At 71.1% G+C, this 19,560-nt stretch carries 22 protein-coding genes; 9 read left to right on the forward strand and 13 right to left on the reverse strand.

Annotation, left to right across the window (positions count from 1 at the left end):
• Window positions 1-4 precede the first annotated feature (4 nt).
• Window positions 5-349, forward strand: coding sequence for a hypothetical protein (locus ACLZN2_RS27010; RefSeq protein WP_416981717.1), 345 nt, complete (start codon window positions 5-7; stop codon window positions 347-349).
• A gap of 30 nt (window positions 350-379) precedes the next feature.
• Here ACLZN2_RS27010 and ACLZN2_RS27015 read toward each other — a convergent pair whose 3' ends face one another.
• Window positions 380-1,000, reverse strand: coding sequence for an L-threonylcarbamoyladenylate synthase (locus ACLZN2_RS27015; RefSeq protein WP_416981718.1), 621 nt, complete (start codon window positions 998-1,000; stop codon window positions 380-382).
• Window positions 1,001-1,240: 240 nt separating this feature from the next.
• On the opposite strand from ACLZN2_RS27015, the gene ACLZN2_RS27020 reads away from it, so the two are divergent.
• Window positions 1,241-2,734: a helix-turn-helix domain-containing protein gene (locus ACLZN2_RS27020; RefSeq protein WP_416981720.1), complete on the forward strand. Its 1,494-nt coding sequence runs from the start codon at window positions 1,241-1,243 to the stop codon at window positions 2,732-2,734.
• A 166-nt stretch (window positions 2,735-2,900) separates the two neighbouring features.
• On the opposite strand, the gene ACLZN2_RS27025 is transcribed toward ACLZN2_RS27020, so the two are convergent.
• From ACLZN2_RS27025 to ACLZN2_RS27070, 10 genes are all read right to left on the reverse strand, one after another.
• The gene (locus ACLZN2_RS27025) at window positions 2,901-4,118 is read right to left on the reverse strand and encodes a cytochrome P450 family protein (protein WP_416981721.1); all 1,218 of its coding nucleotides are present in this window, start codon (window positions 4,116-4,118) and stop codon (window positions 2,901-2,903) included.
• On the reverse strand, window positions 4,115-5,440 hold the full coding sequence (locus ACLZN2_RS27030; RefSeq protein ID WP_416981722.1) for a cytochrome P450: 1,326 nt from the start codon (window positions 5,438-5,440) through the stop codon (window positions 4,115-4,117). Before ACLZN2_RS27030 ends, ACLZN2_RS27025 begins: the two co-directional genes overlap by 4 nt.
• Window positions 5,437-6,084 carry a GTP-binding protein gene (locus ACLZN2_RS27035; protein WP_416981723.1) on the reverse strand — a complete coding sequence of 216 codons (648 nt, stop codon included), beginning with the start codon at window positions 6,082-6,084 and terminating at the stop codon, window positions 5,437-5,439. Before ACLZN2_RS27035 ends, ACLZN2_RS27030 begins: the two co-directional genes overlap by 4 nt.
• Window positions 6,056-6,430: a DUF742 domain-containing protein gene (locus ACLZN2_RS27040; protein ID WP_416981725.1), complete on the reverse strand. Its 375-nt coding sequence runs from the start codon at window positions 6,428-6,430 to the stop codon at window positions 6,056-6,058. Before ACLZN2_RS27040 ends, ACLZN2_RS27035 begins: the two co-directional genes overlap by 29 nt.
• The gene (locus ACLZN2_RS27045) at window positions 6,427-6,849 is read right to left on the reverse strand and encodes a roadblock/LC7 domain-containing protein (RefSeq protein ID WP_416981726.1); all 423 of its coding nucleotides are present in this window, start codon (window positions 6,847-6,849) and stop codon (window positions 6,427-6,429) included. The genes ACLZN2_RS27040 and ACLZN2_RS27045 overlap by 4 nt, the downstream gene beginning before the upstream one ends.
• On the reverse strand, window positions 6,846-8,231 hold the full coding sequence (locus ACLZN2_RS27050; protein ID WP_416981727.1) for an ATP-binding protein: 1,386 nt from the start codon (window positions 8,229-8,231) through the stop codon (window positions 6,846-6,848). Before ACLZN2_RS27050 ends, ACLZN2_RS27045 begins: the two co-directional genes overlap by 4 nt.
• Window positions 8,232-8,457: 226 nt before the next feature.
• Window positions 8,458-8,925 carry a hypothetical protein gene (locus ACLZN2_RS27055; RefSeq protein ID WP_416981729.1) on the reverse strand — a complete coding sequence of 156 codons (468 nt, stop codon included), beginning with the start codon at window positions 8,923-8,925 and terminating at the stop codon, window positions 8,458-8,460.
• 217 nt (window positions 8,926-9,142) lie between these two features.
• Window positions 9,143-10,432, reverse strand: coding sequence for a DUF3500 domain-containing protein (locus ACLZN2_RS27060; RefSeq protein ID WP_416981926.1), 1,290 nt, complete (start codon window positions 10,430-10,432; stop codon window positions 9,143-9,145).
• Between the two features lie 124 nt (window positions 10,433-10,556).
• The gene (locus tag ACLZN2_RS27065) at window positions 10,557-10,925 is read right to left on the reverse strand and encodes an ArsR/SmtB family transcription factor (protein ID WP_416981927.1); all 369 of its coding nucleotides are present in this window, start codon (window positions 10,923-10,925) and stop codon (window positions 10,557-10,559) included.
• Window positions 10,926-11,142: 217 nt separating this feature from the next.
• Window positions 11,143-11,517: a hypothetical protein gene (locus ACLZN2_RS27070; protein WP_416981730.1), complete on the reverse strand. Its 375-nt coding sequence runs from the start codon at window positions 11,515-11,517 to the stop codon at window positions 11,143-11,145.
• Window positions 11,518-11,767: 250 nt separating this feature from the next.
• Here ACLZN2_RS27070 and ACLZN2_RS27075 point away from each other — a divergent pair, with 250 nt between their 5' ends.
• Window positions 11,768-12,220, forward strand: a complete 453-nt coding sequence (locus ACLZN2_RS27075; protein ID WP_416981732.1) for a flavodoxin family protein — start codon at window positions 11,768-11,770, stop codon at window positions 12,218-12,220.
• A 27-nt stretch (window positions 12,221-12,247) separates the two neighbouring features.
• Here the strand turns inward: ACLZN2_RS27075 and ACLZN2_RS27080 are convergent, their stop codons facing one another.
• On the reverse strand, window positions 12,248-12,700 hold the full coding sequence (locus ACLZN2_RS27080; protein ID WP_416981733.1) for a hypothetical protein: 453 nt from the start codon (window positions 12,698-12,700) through the stop codon (window positions 12,248-12,250).
• A 442-nt stretch (window positions 12,701-13,142) separates the two neighbouring features.
• On the opposite strand from ACLZN2_RS27080, the gene ACLZN2_RS27085 reads away from it, so the two are divergent.
• Entirely contained in the window at window positions 13,143-15,410 is a 2,268-nt protein-coding gene (locus tag ACLZN2_RS27085) for a M4 family metallopeptidase (protein ID WP_416981734.1), read from the forward strand.
• Between the two features lie 133 nt (window positions 15,411-15,543).
• On the opposite strand, the gene ACLZN2_RS27090 is transcribed toward ACLZN2_RS27085, so the two are convergent.
• Window positions 15,544-16,281, reverse strand: a complete 738-nt coding sequence (locus tag ACLZN2_RS27090) for a hypothetical protein (RefSeq protein ID WP_416981735.1) — start codon at window positions 16,279-16,281, stop codon at window positions 15,544-15,546.
• A gap of 168 nt (window positions 16,282-16,449) precedes the next feature.
• Between ACLZN2_RS27090 and ACLZN2_RS27095 the strand changes: the two genes are divergently transcribed.
• The 5 genes from ACLZN2_RS27095 to ACLZN2_RS27115 all read left to right on the forward strand — a co-directional run bounded on the left by ACLZN2_RS27095 (window position 16,450) and on the right by ACLZN2_RS27115 (window position 19,559).
• Window positions 16,450-16,722, forward strand: a complete 273-nt coding sequence (locus ACLZN2_RS27095; protein WP_416981736.1) for a hypothetical protein — start codon at window positions 16,450-16,452, stop codon at window positions 16,720-16,722.
• A 127-nt stretch (window positions 16,723-16,849) separates the two neighbouring features.
• A complete protein-coding gene (locus tag ACLZN2_RS27100) occupies window positions 16,850-17,179 on the forward strand; it encodes a cupin domain-containing protein (RefSeq protein ID WP_416981738.1) in 330 nt (109 codons plus the stop codon).
• A gap of 9 nt (window positions 17,180-17,188) precedes the next feature.
• Entirely contained in the window at window positions 17,189-18,376 is a 1,188-nt protein-coding gene (locus ACLZN2_RS27105) for a phosphomethylpyrimidine synthase ThiC (protein ID WP_416981739.1), read from the forward strand.
• Complete coding sequence (locus ACLZN2_RS27110) at window positions 18,369-19,088, forward strand: hypothetical protein (protein ID WP_416981741.1); 720 nt, start codon at window positions 18,369-18,371, stop codon at window positions 19,086-19,088. Before ACLZN2_RS27105 ends, ACLZN2_RS27110 begins: the two co-directional genes overlap by 8 nt.
• A gap of 3 nt (window positions 19,089-19,091) precedes the next feature.
• On the forward strand, window positions 19,092-19,559 hold the full coding sequence (locus ACLZN2_RS27115) for a hypothetical protein (RefSeq protein ID WP_416981742.1): 468 nt from the start codon (window positions 19,092-19,094) through the stop codon (window positions 19,557-19,559).
• Window position 19,560: the final 1 nt, after the last annotated feature.

Below are 19,560 nucleotides of genomic sequence, written 5' to 3' on the forward strand. Positions count from 1 at the left end.
CAGCATGTCCGGATCCGCCAGCTGCGGACTGCGCGTGGTGGCGGTGATCGCCATGGCCGTCGTCCTCGCTCTGACGGGGACACCAGGCGTGGGCCGGGCCTTCGCGGCGTCCCCCGACGCGTCGGCGGGTGCGAGGAACGTACGGACGGTGACGCTGATCACCGGTGACCGGGTGTCGGTCGCCCCGGACGGTTCCATCGCCGGGGTCCAGCGGGCCGAGGGACGCGAGAGGGCGTCGCTCGAACACCCGGCTGAGCCGGGCACCGTGTCGCTGCGGGCCGGTCTGACCGACCGCGACGGCAACACCCTGGTCCAGACGGTGGAGCGGGCCTACCGCACGGTTCGGTAGGACACGCCCTCAGCGTCGTCGGGCGCGGGCTCACTCGAACCGCGAGGTGTCCCCGGCCCCGTGCCGTACGATCACCGCCTCGCCCTCGGAGAAGTCGATGACCGTGGTCGGCTCGGTGCCGCAGTCCCCGGAGTCGACCACCCCGTCGACGAGGTGGTCGAGCTGGTCCTTGATCTCCCAGCCCTGGGTCATCGGCTCGTCCTCGCCGGGCAGCAGCAGCGTGCTCGACAGCAGGGGCTCGCCGAGCTCGGCGAGCAGCGCCTGGGTGACGACGTGGTCGGGGATGCGGACGCCCACGGTCTTCTTCTTCGGGTGCTGGAGCATGCGCGGCACCTCCCTCGTCGCCGGAAGGATGAAGGTGTAGCTGCCCGGCGTCGTCGCCTTGATCGCGCGGAACACGTCGTTGTCCACCCGCACGAACTGCCCGAGCTGGGCGAAGTCCTGGCACACGAGCGTGAAGTGGTGCCGGTCGTCCAGTTTGCGGATGGCCCGGATCCGGTCGATGCCGTCCTTGCTGCCCAGCCGGCAGCCCAGCGCGTAGCAGGAGTCCGTCGGGTACGCGATCAGCGCGTCCTCGCGGATCGCCTGCGCGACCTGCGCGATGGTGCGCGGCTGGGGGTTGTCGGGGTGCACGTCGTAGTACTTGGCCATTGGCCGAGCTTATTCCGTGCGCCGCCCTCGCAGTTGCACCCAGCTGTCCGTGAACGGACCGAGCGCTCATCGGAGGGCCGGCCCCGTCGGCCCCGTCGGCCGGGTGAGGTAACGTCCCCGACCGAAATGACTGGTTCCGGCCCTGACAGCCTGTGTCATATCCCCGGCCGGGCGCGCGGCGTCTGGCCGGGGATATGACACAGGCTCTGAGCGGGCCGGGCGGACGAGGAGAGCGCGCGCATGGCCGGCCGGGACGACGGGAACCGCCACACCGAGGTGACGGGAGGCGCGGACTCGACATGGGCGCAGGAGCTCCTCGACCACCTGCGCCCCGCCGGGTCCGGTGTCCGCCGGATCGTCGGCTGGCTGGCCACGACCCTCGACGCGACGGCGTCCCTGCTGGACCGGAGCGGCACCCCGCTCGCCGGAGAGCCGATGGAGCTGGACGAAGACCTGTTCGCCGACCTCGTCTGCGGCCGTCTCGCCTCCGCGGCCTGGCAGGGCGACGGCCGCCACCTGCGGCTCGTCAGGGTCGAACTCCCCGGGCCGAGCACGGCCGGTGTCCTCGCCGTCAGCCGGACCGCCCCCTACGACCGGCGCGCCGCCGACATCCTCCAGCGGACCGCGAGCGTCCTGGAACTGCTGCTGCGCGCCCAGCAGACCGTGGCCACCGGAGACCGCCTCGCCCGCGCCACCGCCGACCTGCGCCTGGCGATCCTGCAGCTGCTCATGGTCGAGGACATCGTCTCCGCGCGCCGGGTCGCCGCCGGACTCTGGCCCGGCCTCCTCGACACCGACTCCGCCTGCGTCTACGTCGTCGAGACCAGCCCCGCCGACCGCGACCGCCTCGCCGAGGCCTGCGTCGAGGCCACCCACGACGAGGCCCTCGTCGTCCGCTGCCCGGCCATGGACGGCCACGTCATCGTCGTCGTCCCGGACGACACCACGGCCGCCGCCCTGCGCGCCGTGTGCCGGCACACCCCCGACGCCCTGCTCGGCGGCAGCGCCCGGCAGAGCCTCGCCGGCACCGCCACCGCCTACGGACAGGCCGTCAGCGCCCTCGCCGTCGCCCGTTTCCACCCCGACCGGACCGCCGTCTACGCCGAACGCACCCACCCCGAACGCCTGATGGACCCGGACGTCCTGCGCTCATGGACCACCCGGCTGCTGCGCCCCCTCGACACCCTCCCGCACCACACCCGCGCCGAACTCCTCGCCACCACCCGGCTCGGCCTGGAGTTCACCGCCGTCAGCGCCGCGAAGGTCCTCGGCGTCAGCCGCAACACCGTCCGCGCCCGGATGGAACGCGTCGAGAACCTGCTCGGCACCGACTTCTCCGACCTCACCGTCCGGGCCACCGTCCATCTGGCCCTCAACACCCAGGTCGCCCTCGCCGAGGACACCTCGGGCCGCCCGGCCGCCCCCGCCGTGCTCGGCGACCTGCTCACCGGCCCCGCCCTCGGTACCTGGGCCCGGGACCTGCTGGCCCGCCTGGACACCGACGCCCGCGACCTGCGCCGCACGCTGCGCGCCTGGATCGCCGCCGGCGGCAACGCCGAACGCGCCGCGCAGCTCCTCGGCGTGCACGCCCAGACCGTGCGCGAGCACGTCCGCAGCGCCGAACCCGTCCTCGAACGCCAGCTCCTGGCCTCCGGCAGCGACCTGTACGAGGTCGTCCTCGCGCACCTCGCGACCCGTGAACTCGACCAGCCCGACCTGCGCGGGGACCGCTGACGGGCAGCGGAATCGGGCCATCCGGACTCACCTGTGCACAACTGAGTCCTCGGCGCCCATGAGCGGGCATCGCCACGGTTCACAACCCCGTCATCAGGCACGTAGGTTCGAGGCACCGCGGGGGCGCGACCGGCACGGGGGACTGGTCGCACCCTCGCGTGACTCTTCAGCCGCGCAGCCGGACGGGGATCTCCTGCCAGCCGAACGCGATGAACGACGGCACCTGCTCCAGTTCCCCGTCCGCCGCCCGCAGCCGCGGGAACCGCTCGAACAGGGCGGTCAGCGCGATCGACGCCTCCATCCGGGCCAGCGGCGCGCCGATGCACCGGTGCACGCCGATCCCGAACGACAGATGGTCCTCCGCCGCGCGCGTCGCGTCGAACACGTCCGCGTCCGGCCCGTAGTGCTCCGGGTCCAGATTCGCCGCGGCGTACGTCGTGATGATCGCGTCCCCGGCCGGGATCGTCACCTCGCCGACCTTCAGATCGCTCACCGCGAACCGCAGCGGCAGCGAGGCGATCGACGGATGCGCCCGCAGCGTCTCGTCGATCACCGCGTCCCAGGAGATCTCCCCGCCGCGCACCGCCGCCAGCTGCTCGGGCCGGGCCAGCAGCGCCACCACCGCGTTGCCGATCAGGTTCATGGTCGTCTCGAACCCGGCCCCGATGACCAGCAGCAGCGTGTACAGCAGCTCCTCGTCGCCGAGGCGGTCCCCGTCCTCGTCGCGCACCCGGATCAGCTCGGTCGTCATGTCGTCGCCCGGATGCTCCGACTTGTGGGCGATGAGCCCGCCGAGGACCGTGCCGATCTGCTCCTGCACGAACGCCGCGTGCTCCGGGCTCGGGTCCGAGGTGTCCATGATCGCCGCTATCAGCCGGGCGGTGGCGTCCCGCATCTCCTCGGGCACACCGAACAGTTCGCAGATGATCCGCATCGGCAGCGGGTGCGCGAACCCGGACTTCAGGTCCACCACCTCACCGCCCCGCTCCAGATCGTCCAGCAGCTCGGTGGTGATCTCCTCCACCCGCTCCCGCAGCGCCTCGGTGCGCCGGTGCGTGAAGCTCGGCGCCACCAGCTTGCGCAGCCGTGTGTGGTCGGCGCCGTACGTGGACAGCATGTTGACCACACCGACCCAGCCGAGGATCCAGCCCCAGGAGGGGTGTTCGCCGAGCTCCGGCCACAACCGCCAGTGTTTGCGCGGGTCCTTGCTGACCTCGGGGTCGAGGATCAGCTGTTTCAGGGTGTCGTAACCGGTGGGCGCCCAGGCGGGGATGCCGCCGGGCAGCTCGACGGGCACGACGGGGCCGAGGGCACGCAGCCGGGCGCTCTCGGCGGCGATGTCGGCGCCGAGCGGGTCGAGGGCGATGCGGTCGGTCACGGTCACGACGGGACTCCTGGCAGATCGGAAGGCTGATCGGAACGCTGGTCGGAAGGCTGATCGGACGGCTGGTCGGACGAGGGGGCGCGGGGGCTGAAACGGACGGGCAGGGCGGTCAGCGAACGGTGGAACGGCCCGGGCCGCCAGGCCAGTCGCTCTCGCGGCAGGACCGGATCCAGGTCGGGCAGCCACTGGGTGAGCTGCTCGATGGCCTCGGTGACGAGCAGCAGCGTGTGCTGCTTGACCGGGCAGGCGTGCGGGCCCGCGCCCCACGACAGGTGCGAGGCGTCGTTCGGACGCCAGCCGTGCGTGACCTCCTGCTCGGAGATGGGGGCACCTCCCACACCTTGCGGGCTGTGGGGGAGACCGAGCGCCCCGTACGACACCACGACCGGCACCGCGTCCCGCAGCCACACCCCGTGGAAGGAGACGGGTCTGCGCGCGTAGTAGATGCCGTAGTTGGCCAGCGGGGTCTCGTGGTGCAACACCTCCACCACCGCGTCGAGGACCGGGCGGGCGCCGCTGGTGAGGGTGGAGTAGTAGGCCGGGTTGCCCAGGATCCGGGAGAGGGTGTTGGACAGCAGGTTCGCGGTCGGTTCGTAACCGGCGCCGAGGGTGAGGAACACCTGCCAGGTGACCTCCTCGCGGGTGAGCCGGGCCGGATGGTCCAGCAGCCTGCTCGGCAGATCGTCCCCGGGGGCCTGCGCCTTGGCCGCGATCAGCTCCAGGACGTACTGGGCGTACTGGGCCTCGCCCTCGGTGGCCTGCGCGCCGCCCTCCATCATCTTGCCCAGGCTGTCGTTGAGCCGGTCGCCCTTGTGGTCCGGCAGCCCGAACAGGTCGTTGAGCACCAGCGCCAGCAGCGGCCGCGCGAAGTCCCCGACGAGATCGGCCTCGCCGCGCGGACCGATCCGGCCCGCGAGCAGCCGTACCGCCCGGTGCACCCGGCCGCGCAGGTCGTGCGGCTCCACCAGGTCGAACACATCGATCAGGGTGGTGCGGTAGCGGACATGGTCGGCGCCGTCGGAGAACAGCGCGTTGGGCCGCCACCGCATCATGCCGAGCACCGGCGAGTCGGCGGGGACCGTCGTCTCCCAGGCCCTCGGGTCGTGCGAGAACGTCTCGTCGTCGTGCAGCACGTCCAGCGCGGCCCGCCGGTCCGTGACGACGTACGCGGGCACCCCGGGGGCCAGCTCCGCCCAGCCCACCGGCCCCTGGGCGCGCAGCGCGCCGTAGTAGTGGCGTGGATCCGAGGCGAAGCCCTCCTCCCACAGGCGCACCGGCGCCGAGCGCGAGAAGTCCCGCTGGTCCGGGGGATAGGTGGTCACCGGGCCTCCACCGGGTCATGGGTGATCAGATGGTCGACCAGCGCCAGCAGCGCGTCGATCGAGGAGTTCGCGTCCCGCGCGTCGCAGGTCACCATCGGTGTGTCCGCCTCCAGGTCCAGGGCCTGGCGCAGCCGGTCGACACCGTGGTGCCGGGGCGCGTCGGGGAACTCGTTGAACGCCACCGCGTACGGCAGTCCGCTCTCCTCGACCAGCCCCAGCACGTCGAACGACGCGTCGATCCGGCGGCTGTCCACCAGGACGAGCGCGCCGAGCGCCCCGTAGGCGATGTCGTCCCACAGCGCCCGGAACCGCTCCTGGCCGGGTGTGCCGAACAGGTACAGCACCACCCCGCCGGGCAGGCTCAGCCGGCCGAAGTCGATGGCGACGGTCGTCGTCGTCTTGTCCCGCACCCCCGCCAGATCGTCCACCTCGGCGGACGCCTCGCTCAGATGCTCCTCGGTGTGCAGCGGCCGGATCTCGGACACCGAGCCGATCAGGGTCGTCTTGCCCACCCCGAACGGCCCCGCGACGAGGATCTTCACCAGGTCGCGGGCGCCCTCGGGGAGATGGACGCGATCCGTCGTGCGGGGTGCGCCGGTCGTGCTCGAGGGTGCGCTAGTCGTGCTTGAGGGCGCGGAGGCCATCGGCCACTCTCTTCAGCAGGTCGGGGTCGAACCGCCCAGCGGGCGGGATGGGCGGCCGGGCGAGGACGAGTCGGCGGTCGGCGAGATCGGCCGCCAGCACCCGCACCGCGGACACCGGAAGCCTCAGCAGCGCCGCCGCCTCCACCACGGCCAGCGAACCGCCCTCCAGGGCATCCAGCAGGGCGAGTCCGGCGGTGGGCAGTCCCTCGCGCGGGCCGCCCTGGAGCGGCTCATCGGTGAGGGCGAGCACGGTCAGCCGCTCCATGTGCGGGCGGCTGGGCCGGGCCACACCCCCGGTCGACAGATACGCGGGGACCAGGGGGCGGCCGGCCGGGCGGCCGGTCATGCCGGAGCGTTGTCGTCGGCTCCTCTGGGCGCGGCCGCCATGGCCTTCTCACCCAGTCGCCCCACCTGGGAGTGCACCCGGTGCGCCAGCAGGTCGAGGCGCACCTCGCCGCCGCCGTACGCGGCCACACAGGTGCCGTGGTCCGTCGGCACGATGAGGACGTACCCGTGGTCGGACTCGATGACGATCTGCCGCACCTCCGCCCGCTCCCGGTCGGCGAAGGCGGCGGCGGCCGTCCGGCACGCCCCCTGCACGGTGCTGGTGATGGCGGCCACCCGTTCGGCCGACGGCTGCGACAGCGCGTCGGTGTACCCCGTCACAAGGCCGTCCCGAGTCAGCATGACGGCGGCCACCACGTGCGGCACCTGCAGGATCGGCTCCAGCACCCATGCGGTGTCGCCCGTGTCGCGGCTGGTCATCGGGCCGCTCCTCCTTCTGCGTGGTCGGTCTGGTCGGTGTCGTCCCCGGCCAGCTGTTCGGTGGCCGGTCGGCCCGCGCCGGAGCGGGCCGCGGCGGTGCCGGACTGCAGCGCGCCGAGCGCGGCGGCGGCCTCCTCCGGACGGCGGGCCGGCCGGGCGGGCGCGGAGTCCTGTGGCACGGCCGTCCGGGTACGGCGGCGGCGCTGGGGCAGGCCGTCGTCGTCCCGGGGGCCGTGGTGCCCGGCGGGCTCCGTGCCCGGGTTCTCCGTTCCGTACGTGTGGGAGGGGGCCGTGCGTTCAGGGGCCGGCCTGCGGGTGGTGCGCGCGGCGCTCGCCGCCGGGGGCCGTTCCTCGGGGTCGATCTTGCTGAGCAGATGGCTGTCGACGCGCAGCACCGCGCGCACCCCGCCGTAGGGGGAGGCCGAGGACACGTCCACGCCCAGGTCGAACTGCCGGGTGAGCCGGCCGATCGCGGCCAGTCCCATGCGCGGCGGATCGCCCAGCGCGGTCAGCAGGATCGGCTCGTCGCCGGCCACCAGCCGCTGGGCGCGCTCGCGTTCGTCGCGGGTCATGCCGAGACCCGCGTCGTCGATGGTGACGCACACCCCGTGGTGGACGTGCTCCAGGCCGACCACGACGTCGGTGTCGGGCGAGGAGTGCCGCAGCGCGTTGTCGAGCAGTTCGGCGACGATGATCGCGACGGGTTCGACGGCGTGCGAGACGAGGGCTGTACCGGGCTCCAGATGGTTGTGGACCCGCACCCGCTGGTAGCCCGCGAGCCGGGCCTGACCGCCCGTCACCGCGTCGACGACGTGCGACTCCTCGCGGGCGAGCCCAACCCAGGCCCCGCAGACCACCGCGGTGACCTGGGCGCGGCGCAGCGACTGCTCGTTCTCGTGGTCGAGCCGGAACAGGGTCTGGGCCAGCTCCGGGTCGTCGTAGCGCTGTTCCAGCACGCGCAGCGCGTCCTGGAGGCGGTACAGGGCGGCCTGGATCTCCCGGGTGGCGCCACGCATCCCGGCCTGGGCGGCGGCGTCGACCCGGGTGCGCTGGGCGACCACCTCGGACTGCAGCGCGAGCAGCACGTTCTCCAGCGCGATGCCGAGTGGCGTGCCGACCGTCAGCGGCTGGAGCGGGCCGGGGACGTCGAGATGCGGATGGGCGACCTGACGGGCGGCGGCGGGTACGCGATGGGCCGTCAGATGCTCGACCTCGGCCGTGAACGCCCGGACGGTGCCGTCGAGTTGGGTGCGCAGGGCGGCGATCTCCGCGTACGCCCGGCCGCGTTGCCGCCGGATCCGCAGCAGGCCGCCGCCCAGGGCGAGCGCGGACAGTGTGCCGACGGCCAGACCGCCGGCCAGCAGGTCCGGTAATTCGATCATCGATTCGGGTTCCAGGAGGGTCGCATCGGGTTCAGGCAGCACAGTACACACCGTCATGGGGCGAACTCGCACGGTTGGACGAGACTTCACTCCGAAGCGACCGGCATCTGTGCGCTTCTGTGCCGAGTGCCTGAAATGCCATTGCCCATAGGTGAGTTGAAAACCCGGGAGCGGCCCCAAACCCGGGAGCAGCCCAAACCCGGGAGCGGCCCTCCTGGACGGCGCGCTACTCCGCGCAGAGCGGGGTCAGGACGGCCAGCGTGCCGTTGGCCTGCCGCAGGGCAAGTTCCAGTGTGCCGGGCGCGTGCAGTGCGCCGGTGCCGTCCGGTGGCACGAGCCACTCCAGGAACCGGGCGGACCGGTACGGCGGCGGCACCGCGACCCAGGAACCCCGGCCCGCGTGCCGCAGCCCCGCCCCGATCCACCGGCTGCCCGGATCGGGCGGCAGGAAGAAGCCCACCCGATGGGCCGCGGTGTCCACCAGGGTCGGCCCCGGCACCGGCAGCGTCGGTTGCCACAGCAGATCCAGGGTGAGCAGGCCGAGCCGGTCCGGAACGCTCAGCACGTCCCAGTACCGGCCCGCCTGGAGCAGGGCGATCCCGTCGCCCTGGTCCCACTCCCGTTTGCAGACCCGAGGGTCCGTCGCCGCGGCGGAGAGCCACTCCACGCCGCGTTCCCACATCACATCGCTCATCGTTCGTCCGGCTCCGTGTGCTGTCCCCAGGGACCCGGCGGCGCGGACCAGCGCGGCACCGGGCAAGAGCCGTCGGCCGCACTGTGCCGACTCGGCACATGCATGCTTGTAGATATTTCTACCTGACGGAAGGGGTGGCGGACCCTGGCGCTTCGGTCTGTTTCGTTCGACCCCCGTGCTGGTGTTCGGCGGTACCCGGTGGTCGGCCCACGGGGGCCTAGTGGTCGTTCTCCAGGTGCAGCCTGAGCAGGTCCACGCCGTAGTCGCCGCCGTTGGGGGTGCGGATGATGGTGTGGATGTGCTGCTGGGTGGGCGTTCCGCCCGGGCCGCCCATGCCGCCGCCCCCGTTGCCGCCGTCGCTGTCCTTGTTGCCGTAGGCGAGCGGGGACTGGGCGTCGTACTCGATGAGGACCACCGGGCTGTGCACACGGTAGTAGAAGGCGGAGGAGTCCTCGGTCTCGCCGATCCAGTGGAAGTACGTCTCGTCGAGGTGGTCCTCCACCTCCTGCATCTTCACGTCGGCGTGCCCGTCGTCCATGTTGCCGACGTACACCCGCACGAGGGCGAGCAGGTTGTCCTTCTGGGCGTCGGTGAAGTCCTTGGCGACCAGGCCCTGGTAGGCGAGCTTCAGGTTGTCCTGCCCGGCGCCCGCCTTGAGGTTGTCGCCCGCCTTCGACTCCGAGGAGATCACCTTCCCGCGCTGCGCGTCGGTGAGCGACCGCAGCAGGGTGAGACCGGCCTTGGTCTCCTTCCTGAACAGGGTGATCTTCTCGCCGTTGTAGGTGGCGGACGTCGGCTCGGACCCCATGAACGTCGGTGTCATGACGACCTGGTCCCCGAGCACGAAGTAGTTGATGGCCACATGGTGGCCCTCGTACTGGAACCCCCACGGCTTGCTGGTCGACGGGGTGCCCATGAAGGTGAAGAAGTACGCGCCCTCGGTGAGCGTGTCCCGGCCGCCGCCGCTGTAGTCGCCGAGGAAGGCGTTGAGCTTCATGATGTTGCGGGTCTGGGTGAGCCCGTCGGCGGACAGCGCGGCGCCGAGCAGCGCGTACCCGAGCTCGCGCTGCTTGTCCGTGAGATCACCCATGCGGGCGCCCTCGCGCTGGTAGCCGTCGACGTTGCTCCAGGCGAGCCATTCGTCGTCGTCCACCTCGAAGACGGACGCCTTGCGCTCCTTCGAGGTCAGCCCGTCCAGGAAGGCCTGCGCGGCCTTGACCAGCTTGTCGGTGGAGACATCGGTCGAGTGCACAGCGTGGACGGAGTACAGGTCGTCGACGACCTTGCCGTCCGTGGTGACCCCGACGAAGTCCGCGTACTTGACCTCGCTCGCCCCGGGGCCCATGCCCCCGGCGCCGCCGCCGGGTCCTCCGGAGGGCATGCCCGAGGGCATCCCGCCGCCGGGGCCGCCGTACGAGGCGGAGGCCGCCGTGCCGGAGGAGTTCGAGGAGCATCCCGTCATCGTCGCCACGGCGGCGACTCCGCCGGCGAGCAGCGCCCTGTTCATGAACCAGCGGCGGCTGCGCTCGGCTTCGGGGGTGCGGGGTCGGTGTCCGTGGTCGTGTCCGTGCATGCGGCCGAGGCTCCAGGACCTACCTGAAGCGAACCTGAAGACGGCCGCACGCCTCCCGTCACGTCCGCCGGGTACCGCCCTGCGGCACCGGCAGTGGCAGGTCCGCCTGGCGCAGCTCGGCCAGCAGCTCGTTCTGGCCCGCGAGGAGTTCGGTGAGGATCCGGCGGGCCGCGCGCAGCAGTTCGGCCACATCGCCGCCGGCGAGCGCGTAGCTCACCGTCGACCCCTCCCGGATCGACACCACGATCCCGGAGCGGCGCAGCACGGCCAGCTGCTGGGACAGACTGGACGGTTCGATCTCGATCTCGGTGAGCAGGTCCCGTACGGCGACGGGGCCGCCCTGCAGCAGTTCGAGGACCCGGATGCGCACCGGGTGTCCGAGCATGCGGAAGAACTCGGCCTTGGCCTGATAGAGGGGGACCTGCATGGTCAATCGCTTGCTCCTGCCGCGTTCGCTGGATGGTTCCCGCCGGCGCGGCGGCCCTGTGTCGTATGCCGCCGCGCGTGGTCCTGCGTCGGGAATGCGCGTCCCGATCCTCCTGGCTGAGGGCTCCGCACACCCGTGTGATGCGTTGATCTGGATGTGTCGAGATGAAGAAGTCTTCAATTCGAGGGCGTGCGAAGCCGACGACCGGGCGGGGTGTCTACACCTCGATCTCGTTCTCGATCCGCTTGAGCTGGTGGCGGGCCATGGCCAGGTTGGAGCGCTCCCGGTCCAGGACGAGGTAGATGAACAGCCCGCTGCCCCCACGGCCCTTGACGAGCCGGATGAGGTGGTACTGGTTCCCCAGGGTGATCAGGATGTCCTCGATCTCGCCCTTCAGGCCCAGGTGCTCCATGGTGCGGACCTTGGCCCGGATCACATCGGTGTTGCCCGCGGCGGCGACGGCCAGGTCGAGGTCCTTGCCGCCGCCCAGTGTGCCCAGGGCCATCCCGCTCGTGTAGTCCACGACGGCGGCTCCCAGCGCGCCCTCCGCCGAGGTCATCATCTCCTTGAGAGAGATCTCCACATTCGCCATGGCGCTCCTCCTGCCGGTTGCGCGGGTCCGGGCTCCTCCGGTCCCGCTGGTGCCTCCGAACGTACGGAGCGCGTGGGCCGCAGGGGTCGCGTGCTCCGGGACTGGCCCAAGGACGTTCGAAACACGAAGATCCACGCGGCTTTTTGACCACCGGAATGTGGGAGTTGACCGAACGGATGTGTGTCCTCGCCGCCCCGGCTCAGGGCCGGTCGGTTGCGGTGGGTCGGGCGAGCGGGCAGGGTTCGGTGGCGTGGCCACCTTGCTGATCGTTCATCACACCCCGTCCCCCAACTGCCAGGCGCTCTTCGAGGCCGTGGTCTCGGGGGCGACCGCCCCGGAGATCGAGGGCGTGCGTGTCGTACGGAGGGCAGCCCTCGCCGCCACCGCCTCCGACGTACTGGAGGCCGACGCCTACCTCCTGGGCACCCCCGCCAACCTCGGCTACATGTCGGGCGCCCTCAAGCATTTCTTCGACCAGGTCTACTACCCCTGCCTCGACACCACCCAGGGTCGTCCCTTCGGCTACTACGTTCACGGCGGCAACGACGTCACCGGCGCCGTACGCGCCATCGAGACCGTCACCACGGGCCTCGGCTGGCGCCGCGCGGCCGAGCCGGTCACCGTCATCGGGGAACCGGGCAAGGCGGACACGCAGGCCTGCTGGGAACTGGGCGCGACGGTGGCCGCGGGCCTCATGGAGTGAGCCGGGGGACCGGCCGAGCCGGGGGGCTCAGTCCCACAGCGGGTACGTCACCACGCGCGGGAAGTGGTCCGGCCGCGCCCCGGTGTAGGTGAGCGTCATCCGGCTGTAGTGCCGCACCTGCGGGTGCTTCTTCCACGGCTTGGGGTGGTCCAGCCTCACCTTCACGGCGTACGGGTGGAAGTGCCCTGCCGCGCAGTACGGTTCGCAGTCGTTCACGACGTTGACCCCGCTCGCCCGCGCCGACCGCGTACCCCAGCTGTCCCAGTGCAGCGAGGTGAGACGGCTGTTGCCGTCGCCGCAGGCCAGGATGAAGTCGGCCGGCCGCACCTTCGGATGCCAGAAGCAGTCCACCAGGACCGGTACGGCCACCTGCCGTGCGCCGGCCGACGGCGCGCCGGGCGAGGCCGAGGCGGTGCCGATGGCCGCGGTGAGTCCCAGTGCCGCACAGAGCATCACCGCTGTCCTCGTGATGTGTCGCATGTCCGCTCCCGCCCGCCCGTCCCGGGACCCAGGGTGTTCGTCCGGCCACGCCCCGAGAGCGCCCCGAGGAGTTCCGTACCGACGCTACGACGATGCGCGGACGACGACCACTCGAACGGAGCAGTGCCGACCGGTACGGCGTACACCGCACGCGGCCGAAAACCTGCGCCGGGCGGGCCGAATCCCCAGTCCGGCGTGGTCATTTCCGGCCGAAGTTTTGGCATTCCCATGACAAAGCTGTGCACGCAGTGCCACTCTGCTGCGGGCATTCACCGTACCTTCACATGCCTCTCATGAGGCGGATGCCCGACCACCCCCCACCCCTTCACCCCCCACCTCCTTCCACCCGCCTGTCGTGCAGCGCTCCGGACCGGCCCATCCCGTCGGTCCGCCCCACATCGGCCCCCACCAGAGGCCGACCGTCGCACCGAAGGAGAACCCGTTGCCCCGGCGACACCGTGCCACCCCCCTGCGCAGACGCGCCTCACTCATCGCCCTCACCACCGCCGGCACCCTGCTGACCCTCGGGGTCCAGACCGGCACCGCCTCCGCGGCACCCGAACCCGGCCCCGGCCGGATCACCGCCACGCCCCGCGCCGGCGCCGAACCGACCACCCTGTCCCCGGCCCGCCGCGCCTCGCTGATCAAGAGCGCCCAGACCGCCGCCGGTACGACCGCCCAGCGGCTCGGCCTCGGCGGGCAGGAGAAACTCGTCGTCAAGGACGTCATCCAGGACGCCGACGGCACCACCCACACCCGCTACGAGCGCACCTACGCCGGACTGCCCGTCCTCGGCGGTGACCTGGTCGTCCACCTCAAGAGCGGCCGCACCACCGTGACCAGGGCGAGCGAGGCCACCCTCGCGGTGCCCTCCCTCACCCCGAAGCTCTCCGCGGCCTCCGCCACCGGCAAGGCGCTCTCCGCCGCGAAGAACGCCGAGGTCAAGAGCCCCGACACGGAGAACGCGCCCCGCCTCGTCGTCTGGGCAGGCACCGGCAAGCCCGTTCTCGCCTGGGAGACCCTCGTCGAGGGCGTGCAGCAGGACGGCACCCCGAGCGAGCTCCAGGTCGTCACCGACGCCGGCACGGGCAAGCAGATCCTCGCCGCCGAGAAGGTCCACACCGGCACCGGCACCGGCCAGTACGCCGGCAGCGTCCCGCTCGGCACCACCCAGTCCGGATCCACGTACCAGCTGCTCGACGGCGAGCGCGCCGGGCACAAGACGTACGACCTGAACCAGGGGACCTCGGGCACCGGTACCCTCTTCACCGACGACAACGATGTCTGGGGCGACGGCACCCCGTCCAACCGCCAGACGGCCGGTGTCGACGTGGCCTTCGGTGCCGCCGCCACCTGGGACTACTACAAAGAGGTCTACGGCCGCAACGGCATCCGCAACGACGGAGTCGCCGCCTACAGCCGCGCCCACTACGGCAACGCCTACGTCAACGCGTTCTGGCAGGACAGCTGCTTCTGCATGACGTACGGCGACGGCTCGGGCAACACCCACCCGCTGACCGCCCTCGACGTGGCCGCCCACGAGATGAGCCACGGTGTCACCGCCGCCACCGCCAACCTCACGTACTCCGGTGAGTCCGGCGGTCTGAACGAGGCGACCTCGGACATCTTCGCCGCGGCCGTCGAGTTCCACGAGAACCTCCCGGCCGACCCCGGTGACTACCTCGTCGGCGAGAAGATCGACATCAACGGCGACGGCACCCCGCTGCGCTACATGGACAAGCCCTCCAAGGACGGCGCCTCCCGCGACAGCTGGAGCTCCACCCTGGGCAGCATCGACGTCCACTACTCCTCGGGCCCCGCGAACCACTTCTTCTACCTGCTCTCCGAGGGCAGCGGCGCCAAGACGATCAACGGCGTCTCCTACGACAGCCCCACCTACGACGGCCAGGCCGTGACCGGCATCGGCATCACCAACGCCGCCGCGATCTGGTACCGGGCGCTGACGACGTACATGACCTCGTCGACGAACTACGCCGGCGCCCGCACGGCCACCCTGTCGGCCGCCGCCGACCTGTTCGGCGCCTACAGCCCGACCTACCTCGCCGTCGCCGACGCCTGGGCGGCCATCAACGTCGGCAGCCGTGTCGCCCTCGGTGTCAACGTGGCCCCGATCGCCGACCAGACCAGTGGCATAGGCCAGGCCGTCAGCCTCCAGGTGGACGCCTACACCACCAACTCCGGTGCCGGCCTGACCTACGAGGCGACCGGTCTGCCGGACGGGCTGAGCCTCAGCGCGAGCGGTCTGATCTCGGGCACGCCGACCACCCTCGGCACCAGTGACGTGACCCTCAAGGTCACCGACAGCACGGGGGCGTCCGTCACGGACACCTTCAGCTGGCGGATCGCGTACATCTACGCCAACGCCACCCGCGTCGACATCCCGGACAACGGCGCCGCCGTGGAGTCCCCGGTCACCATCACCGGCCGCGACGGCAACGCCTCCGCGACGACCTCGGTGTACGTCAACATCGTGCACACCTACCGCGGTGACCTGACGGTCGACCTCGTCGGCCCGAACGGCACGGTCTACTCGCTGCTCAACCGCAGCGGCGGCTCGGCCGACAACGTCGACCAGACCTTCACCGTCAACGCCTCCGCCCAGCCGATCGACGGTACCTGGAAGCTCCGTGTCCAGGACCGCGCGTCGATCGACGTGGGATACATCCAGAACTGGCAGCTGACGCCCTGACCCCGAGCCTCGTGAGGTTCTGACCTCCGGCCAGGAGAGTGCCGTACGACCGCAGCCCGGGCCCTTCGAGGGTCCGGGCTGCGGCCCGCTGCTCGACACCCCGCGCGGGGTGTGCGCGGACCGCGCGGGTGGCTCACCGCCGGGCGCGCCGGGGCAGGGGAGCGGCGTCGGCCGCGAGCTGGGCCAGCGGGGTGCCGCCCGCCCACAGCAGCAGCCGGGGGCCGTCGATCAGATGCGTGTGGCCCTGGCGCGCGGCCCACATCTCGTCGCGATGGGTGAACGTGCCCCGGTGCACGACGAGCCGCAGCGCCGGCCGGGACCGCCCGCGCGCCGCGAGCCTGGCCCGGCAGGAACAGGCCCCCTCCTCGTCCGGCAGCGGCTCCGCCACCGGACGGAACGCCACGTCGAGCACCCGGCCCCGGCCGTCCCGGGCGGCGAGATGCAGGGTGTCGTGGCGCGGCGGCGCCAGCACCCGCCAGCCGTCCCGCCGCAGCATCCGGGCCACCGCCACCACCAGCGACGGCATGTCCAGGTCCGCCAGCTCCTCCGCGGTGTAGCGGCCCCCGCGCCGCCGAGCCAGCGGGCGCGCGTGGCGGCGTACGGCGGCCCCGGCGACCGCCAGTGCCACCAGGACCGGGGCACAGACCCAGGCGCCGAAGGCCCGGGAGACCAGCACCAGCCCCACGACCAGCGCGCACACGGCCACGACCAGCAGGGCCAGCGCGGGCAGCACCTCCCGTAATCGAGGTCCGTCATGGCCCGCCGCACGCAGCTCCCGCACGGTGCGGCGCCGCCGGGTCCGCCCCGACTCGCTCCCCGGTACCCGCTCCTGCCCGCCTGCCACCACGGTCGCCCCCAGCCCGTACACCACGATGTGCGAGTGAGAGCGGGCTACCCCTCGACGCGCCACCGATGCGGAAAACGCTTCCGTGCGCCCCTTCCCGCCACGCACTTGGCCGAAGACCGCCCCTGATCCGCCGCCCCTGCCCGGGGATCTGGTCCAGCGGCGTTGTCAGTGGGGCGTGCGAAGCTGCTGGTCATGGACGAGGCTGAGTTCTTGCGGGGCCGGGTGTACGGCGCCGATCACGACGACGCGGGCCCCCGCCCGGACCGCGCGTACGCCGAACTGGTGGGCGGCCCGCTTGACGGACTGCTGCTCGACGTCACGGACGGTTCCGACCACGAGCCGGGCGAGGTCGCGCTCACCACGGAGATAGGCCGCTACGGCCCCGGCGGCCGGGCCCTGTACGTACGGCGTCCCACCGACGCCAACCGTTTCGACTGGCGGGGCGACACTCCCGGCACTCCCTGAGGATTTCCGCGAAAGTCGATCACCTTGCGCAGAAAACAACTCGGCGTCACGGAGCGTCTGTACCCGGACACTGTCCGCTGCTACCATCAGTCAACTGGGCTCAAAAGAGGAGATCCGGAGGCCGAGGTTGATCGTCAAAGCGCAGGAAGTTGCGGCGCGAAGCGTCAATGCCGACTTAGAGATCCTGCCTCTCTACAACGAGGTGGACTTCGCTTTTGATGTGGCGCGGGCGAAATTGGAAGGGCGGCATCCGGTCTGCGTCAACCACGTCAGCGACAGAATGTACTACTTTCTCTCCGGTGAAGCCACCGTCACCATCGGAAAGAAAACCTACACCGCCCGCGCGGGTGACACAGTGATCATCCGAAAGGGAGAGTGTCATGGGCTGCTGGGCTCCGCTGAATACCTCGTGGTGACGTCGCCGTCCTTCAAACCGGAAAACGAGTCCTGGCTGTAAGGGCGCCCCATGAGGACGATCAGGATCGGGAATCCTGGCAGAGGCCGTCCGTCCCTTCCCTGCGGTGCGGGCGAACGAACAGTGATCATCGCGAGCGTCGGTACATCACAGTCGTCCGATTCCACCGAAGCGGAGTTCAAGAAGTGCATGGCCGCGGCGAACGCCGGAGCGGATGTCGTCGCCGACCACAGCTTCCACGGTGACATACCCGCCTTCCACGCCCGCGTCGCCGCGGAGGTCGACGCCTGTCTGTCGACCGTGAGCTGCTACGAGTTCGCCGGCCGCCACCCCAAACGGGAATGGCCGACGCTCGACGCCCGTCGCATGGTGGACCTGGTGGCGGAGCAGGCCGCTCGCGGCGTGGACATGATGACCGTGCACGCCTCTCTCACGCGCGCGGAGGCCGCGCACATCACCCGCAACGCCCGGCTCATCCCCACGACGAGCAAGGGCGGCGGAATCATCGCGAACTACATGCGTCTCACCCGGCGGGAGAACCCCTACTACGAGCACTTCGACTACTTGCTGGACATCCTCGCCGGGGCCGGAGTCACGCTGTCCCTCGGCACCACGTTCCGGGCCGGATCGGTCTGCGACGGGTGGGACGAACTGATGGCCGGCGAGATGCGGCGTATGGGGGAACTGGTCGAGCGTGCTCTGGCGCGAGGGGTGCCCGTCATGGTGGAGGGCCTCGGCCACGCCGCGCTGTCGGCCATACCCACCTACATCCGGCTGGCCAAGGCGTACTGCAGCGGCGTGCCGTACCGGGTGCTCCCCATGGCGACGGACCGCGCCCTCGGCTACGACCACATCTCGGGAGCCGTCGCGGCCAGCGTCGCGGTGGCCCATGGTGCCGACGTGGTGACCGCCATGAGCCGCGCGGAACATATCGGACTTCCGAACTGGGAAGACATGGAAGAAGGCATCATCGCCACCCGGGTGGCCGTGGCCTGCGGGGAACTCACCAAACTCAGGGATTTCGAGCGCGAGCGACAGATGAGCCGCGCCAGATGGGCGCAGGGGTGCAAGGGGGACTGGAGAATGGCCGTGTATCCGGAAGGCGCCGAAAAGGCCTTGGTGCAACGGGGCCGGCGGCACGATCACCTCATCCAGTGCGGTATGTGCGGTGATTTCTGCGGAATCAACGCCGGGATCGCCGCGGTCAAACTCGGTCCCACACGGTTGACCGATGACTGACTGGATATCGCGTCGTGCAAACCTGGCCACCCTCGTCATCACATTCCTGGTGGCCGCTCTGTCCGGACTGTACATCAATGTGCTGACGTCCCGCATGGACGAGGACCGGGGGAAAGGCTTCGGAGCCGCGTTCTCGGATCTCGGTATGTGGCATGCGGTCGGCTTGCTCGCCCTCGCATTGCTGGCGTTACAGTACCGGATCTCCACACATGCCGACCGTACCCTCGTCGCCACCTCGGACGACCTGATCAACGAGGTCCTCAAAGCCGCCGCGAAATCCCTTGTCTTTCCGAGCACCGTCAGTAACATTCGTGGCTTCGTCAAGATATTCGACTCCGACGGAGATCGGCTCCGGGTCCAGTATTCGTATCACGCCTCGGGTGACGCCGAACGCATCGTCTCGTACCCCGCGAGCTTCGGTGTCAGCGGGCAGGCATTCACCCAACGGCATGCCGTGTTCAGCGAGCTTCCGCCCAATCACCTGGACCAGTACAGCCCGGAGCTGCGCGGCCAGATCCATCCGGACATCCGCACGGTCATCGCGGCACCGCTGATGCGATCGCTGCACGACCGCTCCCGTCCACTGGGCGTTCTGACCTTCGACAGCACGCTGCTTCCGCACGAACTCGGCATGGACCGGCCCGAGGCGAAGGTCCTGGTGCAGAAATGGGCCGACATCATCACGCAGCTGCTGATCGCGAAAGGCAGCTGATCCATGCCCCCCATCGAGCTGACTCTCACCCCCGGATTCCCCGGCTATGCCCGGCACCTGCTGGAAAGAGCAGCGCGGCTGATCGAGGAGGCCGCCCCGCACGCCGGCGCCGGGGCCGTACTGCGTGACGGCACCGGAGCCGAGTTCGCCGCCTGGACGGCAGACCGCGCCGACGGGTGCGCGGAGCCGGTCGTGGTCGACATGGCCGGGCGCGCCGGTCTCCTCGACCTCCGCGTCCTCGCCCTGGTCACGGCCGGCCCACCGGACACCGGCGTCACCCTGCCGTGCGGCGGCTGCCGGCAGATTCTCTGGGAGGCCGCCTTCGCCAACAGCAGGGACATCGAGATCTACTGCGCCGACGCCTCACTCTCGGACATCGTCCTCGTCACCGCCACCGAACTGCTCCCCGCCGCACCCGGCCTGCCCGCACCTGCCCTCCCGCCGGGCCCTCGGTCCCGCAGGGTCCGCTAGG

The sequence above is a fragment of the Streptomyces sp. T028 genome (assembly GCF_048159505.1).
In the GTDB taxonomy this organism is placed as follows: domain Bacteria; phylum Actinomycetota; class Actinomycetes; order Streptomycetales; family Streptomycetaceae; genus Streptomyces.